Raw genomic sequence first — 18,024 nt, 5'->3', positions numbered from 1 at the left:
TCACTAGTACGAAAGGACTAGCAATGCAGGAACAATCAACTCATCGAGACCTTGGGGAAGGGCCTTCGTTGGAGGCTAAACCGGAGGTAAGTCTTCTAAAGACCAGCGAGGTTTGACCTCAAATGAAAACTCGGTTTGAGCCTGGTGCAAACGTTTACAGCCTGCAAGGGCGATCATCGCGCCGTTATCGGTGCAAAACTCAAGTCGCGGAAAAAAGACCTCAGCATTACGGCGTTGAGTCGTCTGTTGTAATTGATCACGAAGATGCAGGTTAGCGCCGACCCCGCCAGCAACCACCAGTCGATCGGTACCCGTATGTTTCAGTGCGCGCTCGCATTTTATGACCAGGGTTTCGACTGCCGCCGCCTGAAATGCACAGGCGATGTCTGCGACGGTTTGCGCATCTAGATCATTTTTCTGAGTGGCTTGAAGCGCGGCCGTTTTTAATCCGCTGTAGCTAAAGTCCATTCCCGGTCGATCAACCATCGGGCGAGGGAAACTGAAGCGTGTCCCATCACCCGTTTCGGCGACACGGGCGATCGCGGGTCCGCCTGGATATCCGAGACCAAGAAGTTTCGCAGTTTTATCGAAGGCTTCGCCAACCGCATCATCGAGGGTTTGGCCAAGAATGCGGTACTCCCCGATGCCTTTGACATGGGCCAATAGCGTGTGGCCGCCGGAGACCAGTAGAGCGACAAACGGGAATGCCGGTACGCGCTCTTCTAGCATGGGTGCTAAAAGGTGCCCTTCCATGTGGTGTACGCCGATGGTGGGCACATTCCAAGCATACGCCAGGCCTTTGGCCACAGCTGAGCCAGCCAATAACGCACCAGCCAGACCTGGGCCGCAAGTATAAGCAACAGCATTAATAGAAGAAGGATCACAACCCGTTTGTTTCAACACTGCGTCGACCAATGGAATGACCTTGCGAATATGATCACGCGCAGCGAGCTCTGGCACCACGCCGCCATATTCCTGATGCGTTTTGATCTGGGAATACAAAACGTGCCCTAGCAAGCCTTCGGCGTCATCATAGATCGCAACGCCGGTGTCGTCGCATGAGGTTTCGATTCCAAGAACTCTTCGAGGTGTTTTGTGGTAAATCATTCAGGGAGTCACTGTCATTGTTGGTACAGCTTAGTATGATGATCGGGAGCTGATGGCGAGTATAGGCGTGCGCGAAAATAAATCAATTTTTGAAAGCAATCTGGATTTGTCGGCCAAATTAACAGGAAGCGTTCGAACTTGTGTAACCTAATTTATTAGTGCAAAGGTATGTACAAACCAAATTCAAACGGCTAGAATCGCGCGTCCTGAATGACTAATTTGTCATTCGCAGAGAATTTAGGTTACTTAAAAAGAAGATATGCCACAAGTTAAAGTTAAAAACGACGAGCCATTTGACGTCATTCTGCGCCGCTTTCGTCGCTCTTGCGAAAAAGCCGGTATCTTTACCGAAATGCGTCGCCGTGAATTTTACGAAAAGCCAACTTCAGTTCGTAAGCGCAAGGGCGCTGCAGCGAAGAAGCGTGAAATGAAACGTGCTTCTCGTGGTCGAATTCGTACAACACGTTTGTACTAAGCCAGACAGTTATCTTCTATCTCGTTATAGAAGGATTAACCGATGTCGCTGAAAGAACAAATTCTGGCTGACATGAAAACTGCGATGCGTGAGAAGAATGCATCGCAGCTTGAGTCTATTCGCATGTTACGTGCGGCCATCCAACGCAAGGAAGTTGACGACCGGGTTGCTCTGAGCGACGACGACGTCATGGCGATTCTGCAAAAGCAGATCAAACAGTCGCAAGACGCTATCAGTCAATTTAAAGCTGGTGATCGAGCGGATTTGGCAGAGAAAGAGCAAACGCACGTAGACAATTTAATGGTCTACATGCCTGAGCAGCTGAGTGACGAGGAAGTCGATGCTGCGATTGCCGCGGCTATTTCATCCACTGGTGCTGAGTCCATGAAAGATATGGGCAAAGTTATGGGTGTATTGAAAGCTCAGCTTCAGGGAAAAGCTGACATGGGCAAAGTCAGCGGCATGATCCGAGCAAAACTCAACGCCTAACCAATTTAAGCTTCCGTGTTTTAATGCGATGTGGTAGATGCAATTCTGCTGCACGCACACTCGAATTACGAGTGCACGAGATCGCGAGCATTTACTTAAGATTCATCATCTAAGAAATGAGCGGATTGGTATGGTGCCCTGCTTGCTGCCCTAAGTACGCCAGAGTGCGTCCCCATTCGCGGTGGTTTCGGCACAAAAGCAGGCTTTAACTTTATCGTTGAACATTGATCCACGTGGCTTGCCAACTGCTTTAGTGGCAATCTTGGCGGTTGCGTCGCCCGCCATCAGCTGTGTGCTAATCGCCATGAGGGGACATAATTGTACGCGTTGTTATATCAGAGCATCCCTACTCTGTTTGTATTGTTCGGATCTAGCTGTTATCGGTCCTGAGTGTAAACCAAATCTGTTCTGATTTTCCGCAAAGTAGACCTTGCTGGTCGAAGATCGCCGTTGTGGAATAAAATTTCCGCCCATCGACTTTCGTTTGCCAGCCACACACGGTAAAGGTTTGATCTGCTTTTGGTCGTATAAACACCTCAGCAGACATCGAACCCAATAACATTAAACGCTCGGTTTGCCTATGCGCAAAATAACCCGGACAGTCGAGGGCGGCCCAGAGTATTTCAGTGGGAACTTGGCCCGCTTCATCTTGAACTGATTGATTCGGTCGCCAAAGGCTACCGACGCCATAATCATCAAATGCAACGGGGAAAATAGCCAGTCCGTCACTCGGGTCGCGGGCAGGACCGCACACAAAACAGCTGGCAAGCTGGTGCTGGTGTGAATTTGGGTAGGAACCCTTTGCATTCAAGATGCTTTGTTTATCCGGACACTGAGGAGTACTCGATTCAAGTTGGCAAACCGCCGCCGTTGCGATTAAGGCATCATCATGGAAAAGTGAGGCTGTTAAATCGTCTGCTTCGAGTCGAAGAGGCGTCTCGAGTGGCGGTGGACTCACCAGTCGAACTTGCACTGGGCCGTTTAGCTCGCGCGCGAGCAAGCCGGCGGTGTAGCCGCCGTTTGCGGAATCCGGTGGGCCGTTGTAGCGGCGGCCGATCACGATGTTTTGGCTCTGCATCTGGTTTTATCGACTGAGTACTCAAATGTGGCGATGTTATCTTAGCGGCACAGAGCACCGGTTAGCTACCTAATAAAAAAGACGCAATAGCGCTCAAGGCCGCTGCATTATAACTGCGTGTGTACTCAAATTCTAATCGATAGGTGCCAGCGGAGGATCCGTTCGAGAGCCAAATTTCACCAGATTCCAGGGAGTTTGGGGTATTAATTAGGTAGTTTTGATTGCCCAACCGGTGTAGTGGAGTCATGTCAACCGATCCAATCCCTGACTTGACGAGCGTAGCGTTGCCAACTCCACCATTGGTGACCCATATTTCGCCGCTGCCGTTTAACTTGATGTTGCTAAATAACGTTAATGTTCCAGATTCACCCAGAATCTTAGGCTTGCCCAACCCGCTTTTAAGTAGATTAGTAGATAACGTTGCAGGATTAAAATTTACCAGGCTGATTGGCGCGCCAACGACAGACGGTGTACCACTGAATCCGAGGAATCCAGTACTGGTTTGTTGTGCCGAGTATAGGGTTGATATCGGGACTGAGAGAGTGCCAATGACCGTTCCATTTGTGGTGAAGGCTTCCAGTTTATCCGCCAGTAATATGTGATTATTAAATGCTGGCTGATCCGGGTTTAAAAGCCGAAAGCCGCTATCACGTTCTAACAGTACCAGATCACTGGGCGATGCCGTGATCATGAGCTTGGGGGACGCTTCTAGTGCCTGGTGTTGGAGGTAAAGCAGGCGATTGTTACGTGAAGCAATCGGTACTAGAAAATGGTATGGCTCGCCGGGATCTACTGCTTGCCGATATTGTGTGGTACCGCCGGTGCTGCCATCACTCAGCCAGATCTCGCCATCGGCATCGATCACCATGTTATTAAGATGACTTATTTTGGTGAACGTTGTTTTGGGTAGCTGTGCGCTAAAAGGCAGACTGGCGACCAGGCTATTGGCGCTGCCGAAAACTGCGTTCAGTGACCCATCGCTCAAGTAGTACAGCACGTTATTGTGTACCAGATAGTTCGTCCTAGCGGTGGTTTCTGAGCCTGCAACAAGCGTGGTGCCAATCACTTCCTGAGTCCCGCTCGAAGTGCCATCGCTGACGAACAATTTTGCAGGCATCGCGCTATTACCAGAAGCATTTGGATCCAAATAACCTTCGAAGTAAACACTCCCAGCGATCTGACCAACCACCGTTTCACGAGAGTCAAGAATCGATTTTATCGGTGTTGGATAAACACCGAAAGACTGCGAGATAGAGCGAATGAGCTGTGTTCCTTGTGCTGTGCCGTCGGTGCGCCAGAGGGCGTGTCCGGCTGCGGGAGTTTGAGCGAAAAAGAACAGAAAGCCATTGAGTTCGAATAAACCAAAGGGCCTTGATCCGGCTATTCCAGCGCTAAGATCGATGATTGTGGTGGTACCAAGAGGGCCTGTTCCACTGTACGCATGAAGCTCTTCCCCATATATCGGGTGTTTGGCGCAGAAATAGGTTTTCCCAGCGTAGCTGAATAGATCGCTGCAGGGCAGCCCAACGGGTGATTTCACCGACTTGGTAATAATTTTTCCGTCAACCGCAGTGGTCCCAAATGCGATCACGAGTAACAGCAATAATTTTGCGTTTCGCATACAACTACCTTCCCCCCAAATTTAGGAATGCTAATGTATTACAACGAATTGTAGAGTTTGAACCAGTAGCACGTAAAATCCCGTTTCGTAGTTAACAAGCTTAGTACATATCGTTAGGCGTAGCTAGGGCGTACATTAATACAGCGTACCCAAATCGGCTGTTGCGTCGTCGATAAAGCACCTATTCTTGGTTTGGTCGAGGTAGAATATCGACATGGCCGGACGTATCCCTCAACATTTTATTGATCAGTTACTAAACCGCGTGGATGTGGTCGACCTGATCGACGGATACGTTCCGTTGAAAAAAGCCGGTGCCAATTACAAGGCCTGTTGCCCCTTCCATAACGAAAAAACGCCATCGTTTACCGTCTCGCCGGCTAAGCAGTTTTATCACTGTTTTGGTTGTGGGGCGAACGGCACCGCGATTGGCTTTTTGATGGAATACGACCACATGGAATTCCGCGAGGCGATCGAAAAGTTAGCGTCGTTGGCGGGTATGGAAATTCCTGAGGAGTCGCAAGGTCATACGCCTAAACCGAAGGTTAGCCAGGGCATTGATCTGTACCAGTTGATGGATACCGTCAATGAGTTCTATCAGCAGCAATTGCGCGCACACACTCACAAGCAACAGGCGATTGACTACCTAAAGCAACGCGGAATAAGCGGTCAGATTGCCAAGCGTTTTGGTCTTGGTTTTGCGCCGCCTGGTTGGGACAATTTAATGTCGACGCATGGCGCCACGACGTCAGCACAAAAAGCCTTGCTTGATACTGGCATGTTGACTGAAAACGACAAAAAACGCGTCTATGATCGTTTCCGTCATCGCATAATGTTCCCAATTCATGATCATCGAGGCCGAGTGGTGGGCTTTGGCGGTCGCGTGCTGAATAAGGCCGACGAACAAGCAGGCAACCCGAAATACCTGAACTCACCGGAAACGCCAATTTTTCACAAAGGCTCGGAATTGTATAACTTGCATGGCGCGCGAGCGGGTATCAAGGACGCAGACGGCGTGCTAGTGGTTGAGGGCTATATGGATGTGGTGGCGTTAGCGCAGGCCGGGATCGACAACGCAGTCGCCACTTTGGGTACCGCCACCAGCAGCATGCATTTGCAGCGCTTGTTTCGACATACACAAAACATCACCTTCAGTTTTGACGGTGACCGAGCTGGTCGAGCCGCAGCCTGGAAGGCATTAGAAACCAGTCTTCCGTTGCTGCAAGACGGCTATCAGATGAGCTTTTTATTTCTACCTGATGGCGAAGATCCGGACACCATGGTGAAAAAAGTGGGCAAAGAGGCTTTTGAAGCGTTAGTGCGCGATGCCATGCCATTGCCGGATTTTTTGATAGACACATTAAAATCGCAAGCAGATGTAAACCGGCTTGATGGACGCGCTAAACTGAGTAAGCTGGCGCGTCCCCTGCTGGAAAAGCTACCGGGTGGTGTGTTGAAGAAACTACTGGTCGATCGGTTGTCTCTAATTACTCAGGTCAGTGAAGCGGATCTGTTGCCGGCCAAAGCGGCTTCTGCGCCACCTGTTGGTTCGACACGACGCCAGGCTAAGCCACAGGCGCACAGTAAACAGCACACATACATCACACCGATCCGACGTGCGTTGTCGTTGATTCTGCAGTATCCACAGTTTTATGAGGAATTCACGGTGTTGAATGCAATCCCTGAAACGCAAGTACGTGGTATTGGCACGATTCAGGAGCTTCATGCGGTGTGCGCTGCCACTGACAAACCGACGACCGCAATCTTGCTTGAACGTTATCGTCAAGCCAGTTATTTCGATACGCTGATGGCGCTTGCAAACCATGCGCACAATAATAAGGAGTCACTGGATGACGACGAAGCGCGGCACCTGATTCGAATGAATAATCAACGAATTATTGAGGATTTTAATCGATCGCAGCCGGAGCAAATTAACGGCGAGTTAGAAGCCTTAATCAAGAAAGCCAAGGTTACGGAACTGAGTGAGACCGAGCACGCCAGAAAGCAACAACTCACCGAATTTTATTTAAACAGCCTAAAATCGTGATGGTACTTGATAATTCGTGACTAAGTCCCTATTTAAAAAGGCCAAACAACACGAGTTTCACTGTAAAAAACGCGAATTTTCATGATATATGTTATAAAATTAAGCGTTAACCTGATTTAAAACCCATTACACGATTTGGCTGTATGTGCTGTTCCGTTCGAACGGTGCAGGGGCTGATATGAGGTTCCATTAATGGATTCGAGTAGCAAAAAAACCGAACTCAAACGTCTAATTCTCAAAGGTAAGGAGCAGGGTTTCCTGACTTATCGAGAAATCAACGACCATCTTCCAGAAGACATGAATGACACCGATCAGATTGAGTCGGTAGTTAACATGATCAACGACATGGGGATTGATGTCTTCGACAGCGTGCCAGATGCCGACACTTTATTGCACAAAGCAGCGGCGGATAAGGAAGCAGAAGAAGACGATGACAACACGGATGCTGTATTAGCAACCGCGGTTGAAAGTGAGTTTGGCCGTACGACTGACCCAGTGCGCATGTACATGCGTGAAATGGGTACGGTTGATCTGCTGACGCGCGCCGATGAGATCAATCTGGCGCAACGCATTGAAGACGGTATCCGTCAATCGACTGAAGCGATGGCGGCCTGTCCGTCTGCGATTCAATCGATCCTGAATGCGTTTGATGCAATCGAAAAAGAAGAAATGCGTTTAACCGATCTGCTGGTGGCGTTCATCGACCCAAATGCCGAGATCGATCCGAATCCTGTACAGTCTGGTTCTGCTGCGCAGAACAACAAAGACGACAGTGATGACGGCGAGAGTGATGACGCCGATGATGACGAGGACGATGATAGTTCTGAAAAGGCGGTGGATACCGGTCCAGATATGGACGAGGCCGTCGAACGTTTCACCTTGATGCGTAAACAACACGCACGTCATGCCAAAGCACTTGAAAGCCACGGCTACGACAGCAAGCAGGCACGAAAAGTGCAGGCCGAGCTGATTGAAGGCCTAATGGAGATCAAATTCGTACCCAAGGTTATCGAAAACCTTTGGGAGATGATTCGTGAACAAGTGGAAGTGATTCGTGGTTTTGAGAAAACCATCATGGATATCGCGGTTGCTGAAGCGGGTATCTCGCGAAAAGAATTCATCGAGATATTTGTGGGCAACGAAACCGATGAGAAGCTCTACGACAAGCTGTTAGCGGCGGCCAAAAAGAAAGACGAGATCGAAGACAATCAGGCCATGATTGTGATGTCACAAACCAAGTTGATGCGGATTGTAGATACCTTGGGTGTGCCCATCGAAGAAATCAAGGATATCAATCGTCGTATGTCGATTGGCGAGGCGAAAGCACGTCGCGCTAAGAAAGAGATGGTTGAGGCCAACTTACGTTTAGTCATCTCGATTGCCAAGAAATACACTAACCGTGGTCTGCAATTCCTCGATCTGATTCAGGAGGGCAACATTGGTTTGATGAAAGCGGTTGATAAATTTGAATACCGTCGTGGTTACAAGTTCTCGACCTATGCTACATGGTGGATTCGTCAAGCCATCACGCGCTCTATTGCAGACCAAGCGCGCACGATTCGAATTCCAGTGCACATGATCGAAACGATCAACAAGCTGAATCGAATTTCGCGACAGATTTTGCAAGAGAAAGGTCGTGAAGCATTGCCAGAAGAATTGGCGGAAAAAATGGAAATGCCGGAAGACAAAATCCGCAAAGTGCTCAAGATTGCCAAAGAGCCGATTTCCATGGAAACCCCGATTGGTGACGACGAAGATTCGAATCTGGGTGATTTTATCGAAGATAAAAACGTCGAAGCGCCAATGGAAGCCGCCACCACTTCGGGTTTGTTGTTCGCTACCTCTGAAATTCTCGAAAGTCTGACACCGCGCGAAGCCAAAGTACTGCGCATGCGTTTCGGTATTGGTATGAATACCGACCACACGCTGGAAGAAGTCGGTAAACAGTTCGACGTGACACGTGAACGGATTCGTCAAATTGAAGCCAAGGCGCTACGCAAATTGCGTCATCCAAGTCGCTCTGAACACTTAAAAAGCTTCCTCGAACAAAACTAATTTTGTATCATTGCGCTCCTCGCTCGAGGAGCGTGTCTTTTTCTCTGGGGCCTATAGCTCAGTTGGTTAGAGCAGTGGACTCATAATCCATTGGTCCCTGGTTCGAGTCCAGGTGGGCCCACCAGAGAAAAGACACTGTTACCTTCCTGTCCAGCACCGCTGTTCGCAGTGGACTCATCTCTTGATAACAACGGGCATTGGTCCCTGGTGCGAGTCCAGGTGGGCCCACCAGAGAAAAGACACTGTTACCTTCCTGTCCAGCACCGCTGTTCGCAGTGGACTCATCTCTTGATAACAACGGGCATTGGTCCCTGGTTCGAGTCCAGGTGGGCCCACCAGAGAAAAGACACTGTTACCTTCCTGTCCAGCACCGCCGTTCGCAGTGGACTCATCTCTTGATAACAACGGGCATTGGTCCCTGGTGCGAGTCCAGGTGGGCCCAGCAGAGAAAATTTAACCACCGCGTTTTAAGTTGGACTGGCCCTAAGAGGCTATTGTTTAGCCTCTAAGCTACTTATTGGCAAACCAAACTATCGTCGTTGTGGTTGATTTTCCAATTACCGCGGCATTTCCATCCTGGCTCATTAGTGATAAAGATTCCATAAACAAAGTAGGCCGAAAATATCATATTAGGGATGTCGCGGTGTTTTGCTTCTTAACGGTAGCACCGCTTACATATTCTATTAGTTTGCACAGCGAGTGCGGGAAAGCCGGGTGTGGATAATATGGTAACCAGTGATTTTAATAAATCAGTCAGCTCTGCATGATTATGCTTCCCCTTGAGTTGCAACGGTTCGCCACCATCGGAAAGGTATACTGCGGGCATTAACTCAGTAGTAACTGAGGCTACTGAGCGTCGTCATTTGAGTTTGTCTTGCGAGTTAGGAAGACAACTACCATCAGACCTGCGAGAACGATGGCTGGGATAGCCTTGGGAAATGATTCGTAAACTATGTGAAAGTAGGTAGCGCCCAGCATAATGATAAACAAACCAGCGCTTGCATATCGGCTGGTGCGGCGCAACCACAAACCGACAGCGCCTGCCAGTTCAGAGGCACCGATGAAGTAACCAAACCAAATTGGTAGCCCCATTTCGGCAAAAGACGCATGGACCATTTCGATACCAGCCAGCTTGGCTGCCCCTGCTGCTGCAAAAGCCAGACTAGCCAACCCAAGGCATAGCCACACCAGTATTGTTTTGAACTTACTCATATTCTCTCCGGTTGATCCTAAAAACTATAATGCTAGTGAAAATGCATACTAATCTGGTGATAATATAAATAATATTGAATGTTTTTATTTATGACATAAACATTTTCTTTATTTGTTGGGGTATTTATGAAGCTTGATCAATTGTTGATGTTCCAATCCGTTGCTGAACTGGGGTCGCTACGTGGCGCCAGTGATCGTTTACACAAAACACAGCCAGCAATAAGTCAGAGCATCAAGCAGTTAGAAATAGGGCTAGGGGTGACACTGTTTAGTCGTTCCGGGTATCGGCTAGAACTGACGCAATCTGGGCGAATTCTGTATCAACATGCGTTACGAGTGTTAAATGAAGCCACGTCATTACAGAACATGGCTAGGCATATCAGTTCAGGGAATGAACCCAGTATTACTCTCGCAACAGAAGCTTCTTATGATTTGCGAGGTATCATTCCGCTCTTATCTCATGTGCAAAAGCAATTCCCAGATACACAGATTGTGTTAAGGCAAGAGCGTTTAACTGGTGCTGTAGAGGCGCTTTCCGAGAAACAGGCGACTCTGTGTTTGTCGCCGGTAAGTACTGAGCTAATACAAAACACAAAGTTCAAAATGCACTATCTGAGTTCAGGTTGTCTGATTAATGTCGCATCTGAGCAGCTACTGGCCCGTCATCCTGAACTTCTGACCAGTACAAACCTGCTTAATGAATACCAAATTGTTGTGCAAGATTCCGGGAAGTATTCGAAGGACAAGAGGTGGGGTGTTCAAGATGGCCAAAGGTGTTGGTATGTGAACGACTTTGCCACAAAGAAGATGTTGATTGAGAGCGGCATGGGCTGGGGCAAGCTACCTCAGCATCAGATTCAAAAAAGCCTTGATAATGGAACCCTGTTAGAGCTCAATTTAGAGGATATACAGAGTCGGGTCACCTTTGACTATTACCTGATTAAAAATAAGGACCAAATATTAGGACCAGTAGCACAAACTTTATGGGACCAGTTCGAGGCATATAGTTTCAACCATATTGAGTCGTCGGGGTAGAAAAGTGAGATTCATTTCGTAACAACGAGAAGATTCAAACGTGGGTAATTTAATTTCAGACTAACACGTGGAAGGGCTGATGGCAGCTGCCTCGAATTACGCTACGCGGTCCCACTGCGTTGATTACCCAGCCGGTTGTACTCATTTTGGGCAACATCACTAACTGGCAAACTTGTGCAGTAACACGTTAGATCGGCCTGTATAAATGCCTGAATTTTCTTTTATCTAGACAGTTCGTCGCGCTTTAAATCTAGGGCTTGCGTTCAACTACGCCGAGTACGATCTGCGCTTCGAGTGTTGAGAGCTCGCTACTCTGGAGCGCTATTCAAGGCGTCTAAATTATTGAAACTACCATAACTTAGTCGATTGTCATTCATAACTGACAGTAATGTATGCGTGCTGATGGGCAATCACCGTGGAGTAAGCTGACTCTTTCTATACGCTCTCACTGCTGGTTGTTCTCAATCTGCTGAGTTTCATTTTTAACTCAAATTACAGTGCCAAATAGTACTCAGAAGGCACTGAATTGAAGGTAGTGGAGATAAAATCTTCGGTAATTTCGTATCCTGCTTCGGAGCGATCATCTGCTGCCTTCCTGAAATCCGAACACATAAGAATAACTATTAGGAGCAAATGCAATGAAGTACCTATCACCTCGCTCGCGCGCTGCACAGACATCTGTGCGAGTAGCGACTTCATCTCTTATTCTGGCTTCGGGGCTGCTCAGTGCGATTGCGCAAGCTCAAGTCGGAGAATTACTCTGGGCAGACAATTTCGATACCTTAAACAGCGATGTCTGGACTGTGGATGTCGGTAACGGCTGTGCGCAAGGTTTGTGCGGTTGGGGCAATCAAGAGTTGCAGTCGTATGAAACAGCGAATGTGTCGATTGAGCCAATCAGCTCTGGCCAACCTTCGCCGGGCCAAGCGACGAATACCGCCGTACAATTGATTGCTAAACATCCAGCAGGCGGACCGATTACTTCCGGCAAGATACTTTCGGCCAACAAACTGGCGCTGCAGTACGGCATGATTGAATACCGTATGCAAATTCCGAATCTCGACACGGGTTACTGGCCAGCTGTTTGGATGTTGGGTACGTCAACCCTGCCCTGGCCACGTAAAGGTGAGATTGACATGATGGAAATGGGGCATCGCACCGAAGCTCGGCTTGAGTGGTATGCGCACAATGATGATCCAAGCGACGATGGTCGAACCGACCCGCCACCGATCAACAACTTTACCGGTGCCAACGCAATTTCGTACGAAGAACAGGCGTGTGTTCCAGGCAATGAGACCTGCGCTGCGAGTACGGCCTGGCAATCAGACAACGCGTATGTATCGACGGTCCCCTTGAACGATCGTTTTGTCACTTACCGTACCTATTGGACGCCTGAGAGTCTGCGTTTTACCGTCATTGACAACGGGGTCGAGCATGATATGTACGAGGAGCCTATCGAGCTTTCTGATGAGGGCCCGTTCCGCGCACCATTTTATTTGATTATGAATATGGCGATTGGCGGTAATTTCACCAGCGCCGCGACTGCGGGTCAGGTGACGGCACCAGACAATGGCAAGATGTTGGTGGACTACATTCGTATTTACAAATACAACGGCCACGGCGAAGTGTTTCAAGGTGATTTGACCACACCAGAAACCGGTACCTTTGGCGTTTTTACGGATAACACACCGACCACCAATAAACTCGAGCCGGGTGTGGATTCAAGCGTCTTCCTCTGGGATCCAACCAGCAGCGAAGGGTCTATCGCACCGTTTGAAGGTGACAACGTGATTGCTTGGAGCTACGACAGTCAAAACACTTGGTTTGGCGGTGGGGTTCAGACCAATCAGCCTCGAGACATGAGTAACTTTGCCGAAGGTGTTTTGAAACTCAATATCCAGATTCCGGCCAATGTCTCGTTCCGAATTGGTGTGACAGATAACTACACCAACGAAAATTGGATCACCTTCCCGGCCTTTGAAACTAAGTACGGACTGGTAAGAAACGGTGCCTGGGGCCAGGTTGAAATCCCGGTTGCGGATTTACGCGGTGACCTAGTCGCTATCCAGTCGTTGCAATACATGTTCGCCATCTCAAGTGACGGTGCGAACCTGCCTGCGGCACCCTTTCAGTATGCGATCGACAATATTGTCTACGAAGGTGGCGGCAATCCACCAGCCGACAGTGATGGGGACGGTGTGATTGATGACAATGACAATTGCCCGAACACAGCTCCTGGTACGCAAGTCGACGCTAATGGTTGCCCGATCGTTGTGATCACGCCACAAACTAAGCGTATTCAAGCACAGGATTACGTGGCCTATTTCGATACAACCGCCGGAAACACGGGTGGTGAAGCTCGTAACGACGATGTCGATATTGAGGCGACGACTGACACCAATGGCGCGTACAACGTGGGTTGGACCGCAGCAGGTGAGTGGTTGGAATACAGTGTGGAACTCGGCGTTGGGGACTATGATCTGTTAGCACGTGTCGCAACCGATAACGCCAGTGGCCCGTCCTACACAATCAGCTTGAACGGCAATGTGGTCGGCAGCGACGCATTTACCTCGACCGGCGGCTGGCAAGTGTATGAAACCCATAACCTGGGTCAGGTGAACATCGCACAAGCGGGGACTTACACCGTGCGTGTCGATATTACGGGTGATGCGGTGAATCTAAACTGGATTGAATTCAACTTGAACTCACAACAGCCAAGTGACTCAGACGGTGATGGTGTCGATGATGCGGCGGACCAATGCCCGAACACGCCAGCAGGTACCACCGTGGATGTCACTGGTTGCCCGGTCAGCCAAGGCGAAGACTACGGCATCAGCGCGCAAACGAGCAGCGTGGCACAGTTCTTCGTCAATACCAGCGGCTGGGCAGATGTGCACTACAATAAGAATGGTGGACCTCAACAGAATTTGCGCATGACGCAAGCCAACGGTGTGAACACCTACGATCTGACTGGGTTACAGTCGGGCGACCAAGTCAGCTACTGGTTTACCTACTTTGACGCGGTCAGCAATATGGTAATCGACACCGCGCCACAGACCTATGTACATGGTAACAGTCCAACACCGACGAATGTGGCACTGAACAAGTCAACAACGGCATCGTCGCAGTTGCAATCGGCGGCGTTTGCGGTTGATGGTGATGCGAGCACACGTTGGGAGTCCAATCACAATGTGGACCCCGGTGTCTTGACGATCGACCTTGGCGGCAGTGCGAATCTGTCGCAAGTAACAATCCACTGGGAAGCGGCCAACGCAGAAGCGTATACCGTACAGGCATCCAACGATAACGCAACGTGGACCACCATCGCGAGTTTCAGCGGTGGGCAATTTGGTGCACGCACTGACACCTTAAATGTGTCGGGCAACTATCGTTGGGTCCGCATGAACGGCACCACTCGAAGTGCCGGTAATAACTGGGGCTATTCAATCTATGAAATGGAGGTCTTAGGGTCACAATAAGCCCTGTCTTTCACCTTCAGTGCCCGCCACAAGTTTTGGCTCATCTACCTGGGCTAACGTGTGGCGGGTACATGGTCTGAGGCGCCGACCAACCACTACACACTGGCAACACAGATTACTCGTCAACCCTACAGGAGTATCCGATGATCAGTTTATTATCCAAGTCGCTGACTAACTCACAGCGCACCAATCCGAGTCGCGTAATCGCGATTCTGTTTGCGTTGCTATGCGCGATGAGTGCAGCACACGCACAAAACGCCGACAACGGTACAGTTCACATCAATGGCGACACTGCGCAGCTCTACATCAATACGTCGGCCTGGGCCGATGCACACTATCTGATTAACAGCGGCCCACAACAGAATGTGCGAATGCCGGTTGTGAATGGCGTGAACCGCCTCGATATCAGCGGTTTAAACAATCAGGATCAGATTACGTATTGGTTTACCTACTGGGATACGGGTGCCAATGGCGCATTTGATACCGCAGTAAAAACCTATACGCATCAAGATGCGGCACCGCCGCCACCGCCATCTGGGAACAATATTGCCTTGGGCAGTAATGCGATTGGGAGCACGAACTTGCAAGCTGCATCACTGGCGGTTGATGGCGATGGCAGTACCCGCTGGGAATCAAATTTCAATACCGACCCCAGTTGGCTGATGTTGGATCTGGGTGCTGCGTATGCTCTGTCGAGTGTCACGATCGATTGGGAAGCAGCCAACGCAGCGCACTATCAGGTGCAAGGCTCGAATGACGGCAACAATTGGAGTGTGCTGAATGACGCGACCGGCGGTAGTTTTGGTGATCGCACTGACACCCATGCGGTGAGCGGCACATTTCGCTACGTACGTATGTATGGGCTCACGCGCAGTGCTGGGAATGATTGGGGCTACTCAATCTATGAATTTAAGGTATATGGTAGTTTGGCGCCGAGCAATAACAACATCGCCTTGGGTAAATCTGCCATTGGTAGTACCACCTTGCAAGCCGCCGGACTGGCCTTCGATGGCGATCCGACCACGCGTTGGGAGTCTAATTTTCAGACAGACCCAAGTTGGTTGCGAGTTGATCTTGGTGCAACCTATGATATCAGTGCCGTGAGCATCGATTGGGAGTATGCAAATGCCGCGAACTACCAGATTCAAGGCTCCAACAATGACAGTAGTTGGACGCCACTGTATACCTACAGCGGCGGTCAGGTTGGCGATCGTACTGATGATCTGACGGTGAATGGCAGTTATCGTTACCTGCGTATGTATGGTACCGCACGCAGTGCGGGGAATGATTGGGGCTATTCAATCTTTGAGATGCGCGTATTCGGCACCTTAAGCAACGGCCCGAGCGATCCGGATTCCGACAATGACGGTGTCCCGGACAGCAGCGATCAATGCCCCAACACCGCGCCAGGAACCCAGGTGGATGCAAATGGATGCCCGGTGACCACTCCGCCACCATCGACCGTGACACCCTTGTACAACAGCAGCACACCGCTGGAGCCCGACACGCAAGTCGACACCGGCAGCGCGCTAATAACACGTTTCTCTGATCGACCACGAACTCGCCATGCGCGAGAAGATCAGTTCCAATCCTACGATCACTACATCAAGTTTTATTTTGAGCACCGCGCCAGCAATATCGAAATCATTGACACCGTAGCCAAAGGTGGTGACACCATCACCATGAATGTGCGTACCCTGTGGCCGCTCAGTGATTCCGAAGCTGAGAATCGTTGGTGGTACCTCGGACGTAATACCGTGGCTGAATACAGTGGCGGTGGCATTATGCAGTACGTTGGGTTTGACGGCACGTACTACAACTACACTAAGTCCGACAATCTGAATCGTCAGTTCAATCGCGAGATCCGCAATGGCGACCGCTTGGAATTCGAGATATCGCAGTTCAGTCGCAACGATATCCCACGTGGCCAAGCCAATTACTACGGCACCACCTTTCTGTATATCGTCGGTAAAGGTATTGTGCCGTGGTACACCGAAAACGCCGGTGAATTTGTTCCGGGTGGTGGTGAATTCCAGGAAGACAGCCGCGAAATTCCGGCCTCTTATTGGTTGGGTGGTAACACCACCATTCATTACCAGTACACCGATGAGCCGAATGATCACTTTATGCAAATGGCGACCAACCTCGGTTACGGGAATGGTCAGAAATTCCTCGAAGGCCGTCGAATTTTGCACTCTTCATTTATTGATGGTCAGCACGATGAGGACCCAGAAAATGGCGTGTTAAATACAGTAGCCGGGTTAGCGGGAAGTCAGCCATACATCAAAGCCAGTTGCAGTGGTTGCCACGAGCGTAATGGTGGTGCCCCAGTGGCGCCAAATAATGAGCTGCTCGATCGCTGGGTATTCAAAACGGCCGACGCCAATGGCAATCCGCATCCGCAGTACGGCAAGGTCTTACAACCACGCCGAGTTGGTGGCACTGGTGAAGGCGAAGTCTCAATTGCATTCTGGTCCAATGTGGCAAATGGCCTACGCGCACCAAACTACCAGTTCCAGAATGGCGCGCCAGCGCGTTTTTCGGCGCGTATCGCACCACGTTTGGTTGGTCTTGGTTTGTTGGAGGCGATTCCTGAATCCACGATAGAGAGCTTGGAAGATCCGAATGATGTTAATGGCGATGGCATTTCAGGGCGTGCAAATCGCGTCGCGGATCCAGCCAATCCTCAGATCACGCGCATCGGGCGTTTTGGCTGGAAGGCCGGAACCAGCAGTATCCGTCATCAAGTGGTGTCGGCACTGAATACCGATATGGGTGTTCGTACGTCGCTCATGCCAAACTTGGATTGTGGTTCGAATCAGTCAGGCTGTAGTAACAACAACGCTATGTTGCCGGACGCTGAGATCGATAAGCTGGTGACTTACCTGACTGGTTTGGGTGTACGACCGCAGCGCGGTTGGGAATCGGGTTTCGAAGACCAAACCATCGTCTATGGTAAGCAAGTATTCAGTAATACCGGTTGCGCTGGGTGTCATACACCAACGTTGCAAACCAGCCCGTATCACCCGATGGCCGAAGCGCGGAACCAGACGATTCACCCGTATTCCGATATGTTGTTGCACGATATGGGCGATGGCCTGGCAGATAATCTAGGTGAAGGCGATGCCAGCGGTCGTGAGTGGCGGACCACGCCATTATGGGGCCTTGGTTTACACGCCTGCGTCACCGGTGGTGTTACCAATCCAAGTGGTGCGGAAGGTGGTGAAATCTGTACGCCGCATCACGCGTATCTGCACGATGGGCGGGCTAGATCAATTGAAGAAGCCATCTTATGGCATGGCGGTGAAGGTGCGAATTCTCGTGCAAATTACCAAGCCTTGTCGGCCAGCGATAAGAACGCGTTGTTACGCTTTTTGGAATCCTTGTAGTGGAGGCTAGAGCCCACCACACTATCTAGTCGTGGGGTCT

At 50.0% G+C, this 18,024-nt stretch carries 12 protein-coding genes and 2 tRNA genes; 9 read left to right on the top strand and 5 right to left on the bottom strand.

Going from position 1 to position 18,024, the window contains the following annotated elements; translation table 11 throughout:
* Positions 1–75: 75 nt before the first annotated feature.
* Positions 76–1,107, bottom strand: coding sequence for a tRNA (adenosine(37)-N6)-threonylcarbamoyltransferase complex transferase subunit TsaD (tsaD, locus tag IE055_RS12145; RefSeq protein WP_189401471.1), 1,032 nt, complete (start codon positions 1,105–1,107; stop codon positions 76–78).
* Positions 1,108–1,366: 259 nt separating this feature from the next.
* Between tsaD and rpsU the strand changes: the two genes are divergently transcribed.
* Both rpsU and IE055_RS12135 read left to right on the top strand, forming a co-directional pair.
* On the top strand, positions 1,367–1,582 hold the full coding sequence (gene rpsU / locus IE055_RS12140) for a 30S ribosomal protein S21 (RefSeq protein WP_113955348.1): 216 nt from the start codon (positions 1,367–1,369) through the stop codon (positions 1,580–1,582).
* Positions 1,583–1,624: 42 nt separating this feature from the next.
* A complete protein-coding gene (locus IE055_RS12135; protein WP_189401469.1) occupies positions 1,625–2,071 on the top strand; it encodes a GatB/YqeY domain-containing protein in 447 nt (148 codons plus the stop codon).
* Between the two features lie 150 nt (positions 2,072–2,221).
* On the opposite strand, the gene IE055_RS12130 is transcribed toward IE055_RS12135, so the two are convergent.
* From IE055_RS12130 to IE055_RS12120, 3 genes are all read right to left on the bottom strand, one after another.
* A complete protein-coding gene (locus tag IE055_RS12130) occupies positions 2,222–2,377 on the bottom strand; it encodes a hypothetical protein (protein WP_189401466.1) in 156 nt (51 codons plus the stop codon).
* 64 nt (positions 2,378–2,441) lie between these two features.
* Complete coding sequence (locus IE055_RS12125; RefSeq protein WP_189401463.1) at positions 2,442–3,149, bottom strand: hypothetical protein; 708 nt, start codon at positions 3,147–3,149, stop codon at positions 2,442–2,444.
* Between the two features lie 61 nt (positions 3,150–3,210).
* The gene (locus IE055_RS12120) at positions 3,211–4,770 is read right to left on the bottom strand and encodes a hypothetical protein (protein ID WP_189401460.1); all 1,560 of its coding nucleotides are present in this window, start codon (positions 4,768–4,770) and stop codon (positions 3,211–3,213) included.
* Between the two features lie 214 nt (positions 4,771–4,984).
* Between IE055_RS12120 and dnaG the strand changes: the two genes are divergently transcribed.
* From dnaG to IE055_RS12100, 4 genes are all read left to right on the top strand, one after another.
* A complete protein-coding gene (dnaG, locus tag IE055_RS12115) occupies positions 4,985–6,814 on the top strand; it encodes a DNA primase (RefSeq protein WP_189401457.1) in 1,830 nt (609 codons plus the stop codon).
* A gap of 192 nt (positions 6,815–7,006) precedes the next feature.
* The gene (gene rpoD / locus IE055_RS12110; protein WP_189401455.1) at positions 7,007–8,869 is read left to right on the top strand and encodes an RNA polymerase sigma factor RpoD; all 1,863 of its coding nucleotides are present in this window, start codon (positions 7,007–7,009) and stop codon (positions 8,867–8,869) included.
* Positions 8,870–8,916: 47 nt separating this feature from the next.
* A tRNA-Ile gene (locus IE055_RS12105) sits at positions 8,917–8,993 on the top strand.
* Between the two features lie 97 nt (positions 8,994–9,090).
* Positions 9,091–9,207, top strand: a tRNA-Val gene (locus IE055_RS12100).
* A gap of 508 nt (positions 9,208–9,715) precedes the next feature.
* Here the strand turns inward: IE055_RS12100 and IE055_RS12095 are convergent.
* Positions 9,716–10,081, bottom strand: a complete 366-nt coding sequence (locus IE055_RS12095; RefSeq protein WP_189401452.1) for a DoxX family protein — start codon at positions 10,079–10,081, stop codon at positions 9,716–9,718.
* A gap of 126 nt (positions 10,082–10,207) precedes the next feature.
* Between IE055_RS12095 and IE055_RS12090 the strand changes: the two genes are divergently transcribed.
* The 3 genes from IE055_RS12090 to IE055_RS12080 all read left to right on the top strand — a co-directional run bounded on the left by IE055_RS12090 (position 10,208) and on the right by IE055_RS12080 (position 17,984).
* Positions 10,208–11,116, top strand: a complete 909-nt coding sequence (locus IE055_RS12090; RefSeq protein ID WP_189401449.1) for a LysR family transcriptional regulator — start codon at positions 10,208–10,210, stop codon at positions 11,114–11,116.
* A gap of 638 nt (positions 11,117–11,754) precedes the next feature.
* Complete coding sequence (locus IE055_RS12085) at positions 11,755–14,595, top strand: discoidin domain-containing protein (RefSeq protein ID WP_189401446.1); 2,841 nt, start codon at positions 11,755–11,757, stop codon at positions 14,593–14,595.
* A 143-nt stretch (positions 14,596–14,738) separates the two neighbouring features.
* Complete coding sequence (locus IE055_RS12080) at positions 14,739–17,984, top strand: di-heme oxidoredictase family protein (RefSeq protein ID WP_189401443.1); 3,246 nt, start codon at positions 14,739–14,741, stop codon at positions 17,982–17,984.
* The last annotated feature ends 40 nt before the right edge of the window (positions 17,985–18,024 follow it).

Origin of the sequence: Arenicella chitinivorans (assembly GCF_014651515.1) — a bacterium.
Taxonomy (GTDB): domain Bacteria; phylum Pseudomonadota; class Gammaproteobacteria; order Arenicellales; family Arenicellaceae; genus Arenicella; species Arenicella chitinivorans.
Note: the sequence above shows the minus strand (reverse complement) of the source record. Positions and strands in the feature narration are given on the sequence as shown.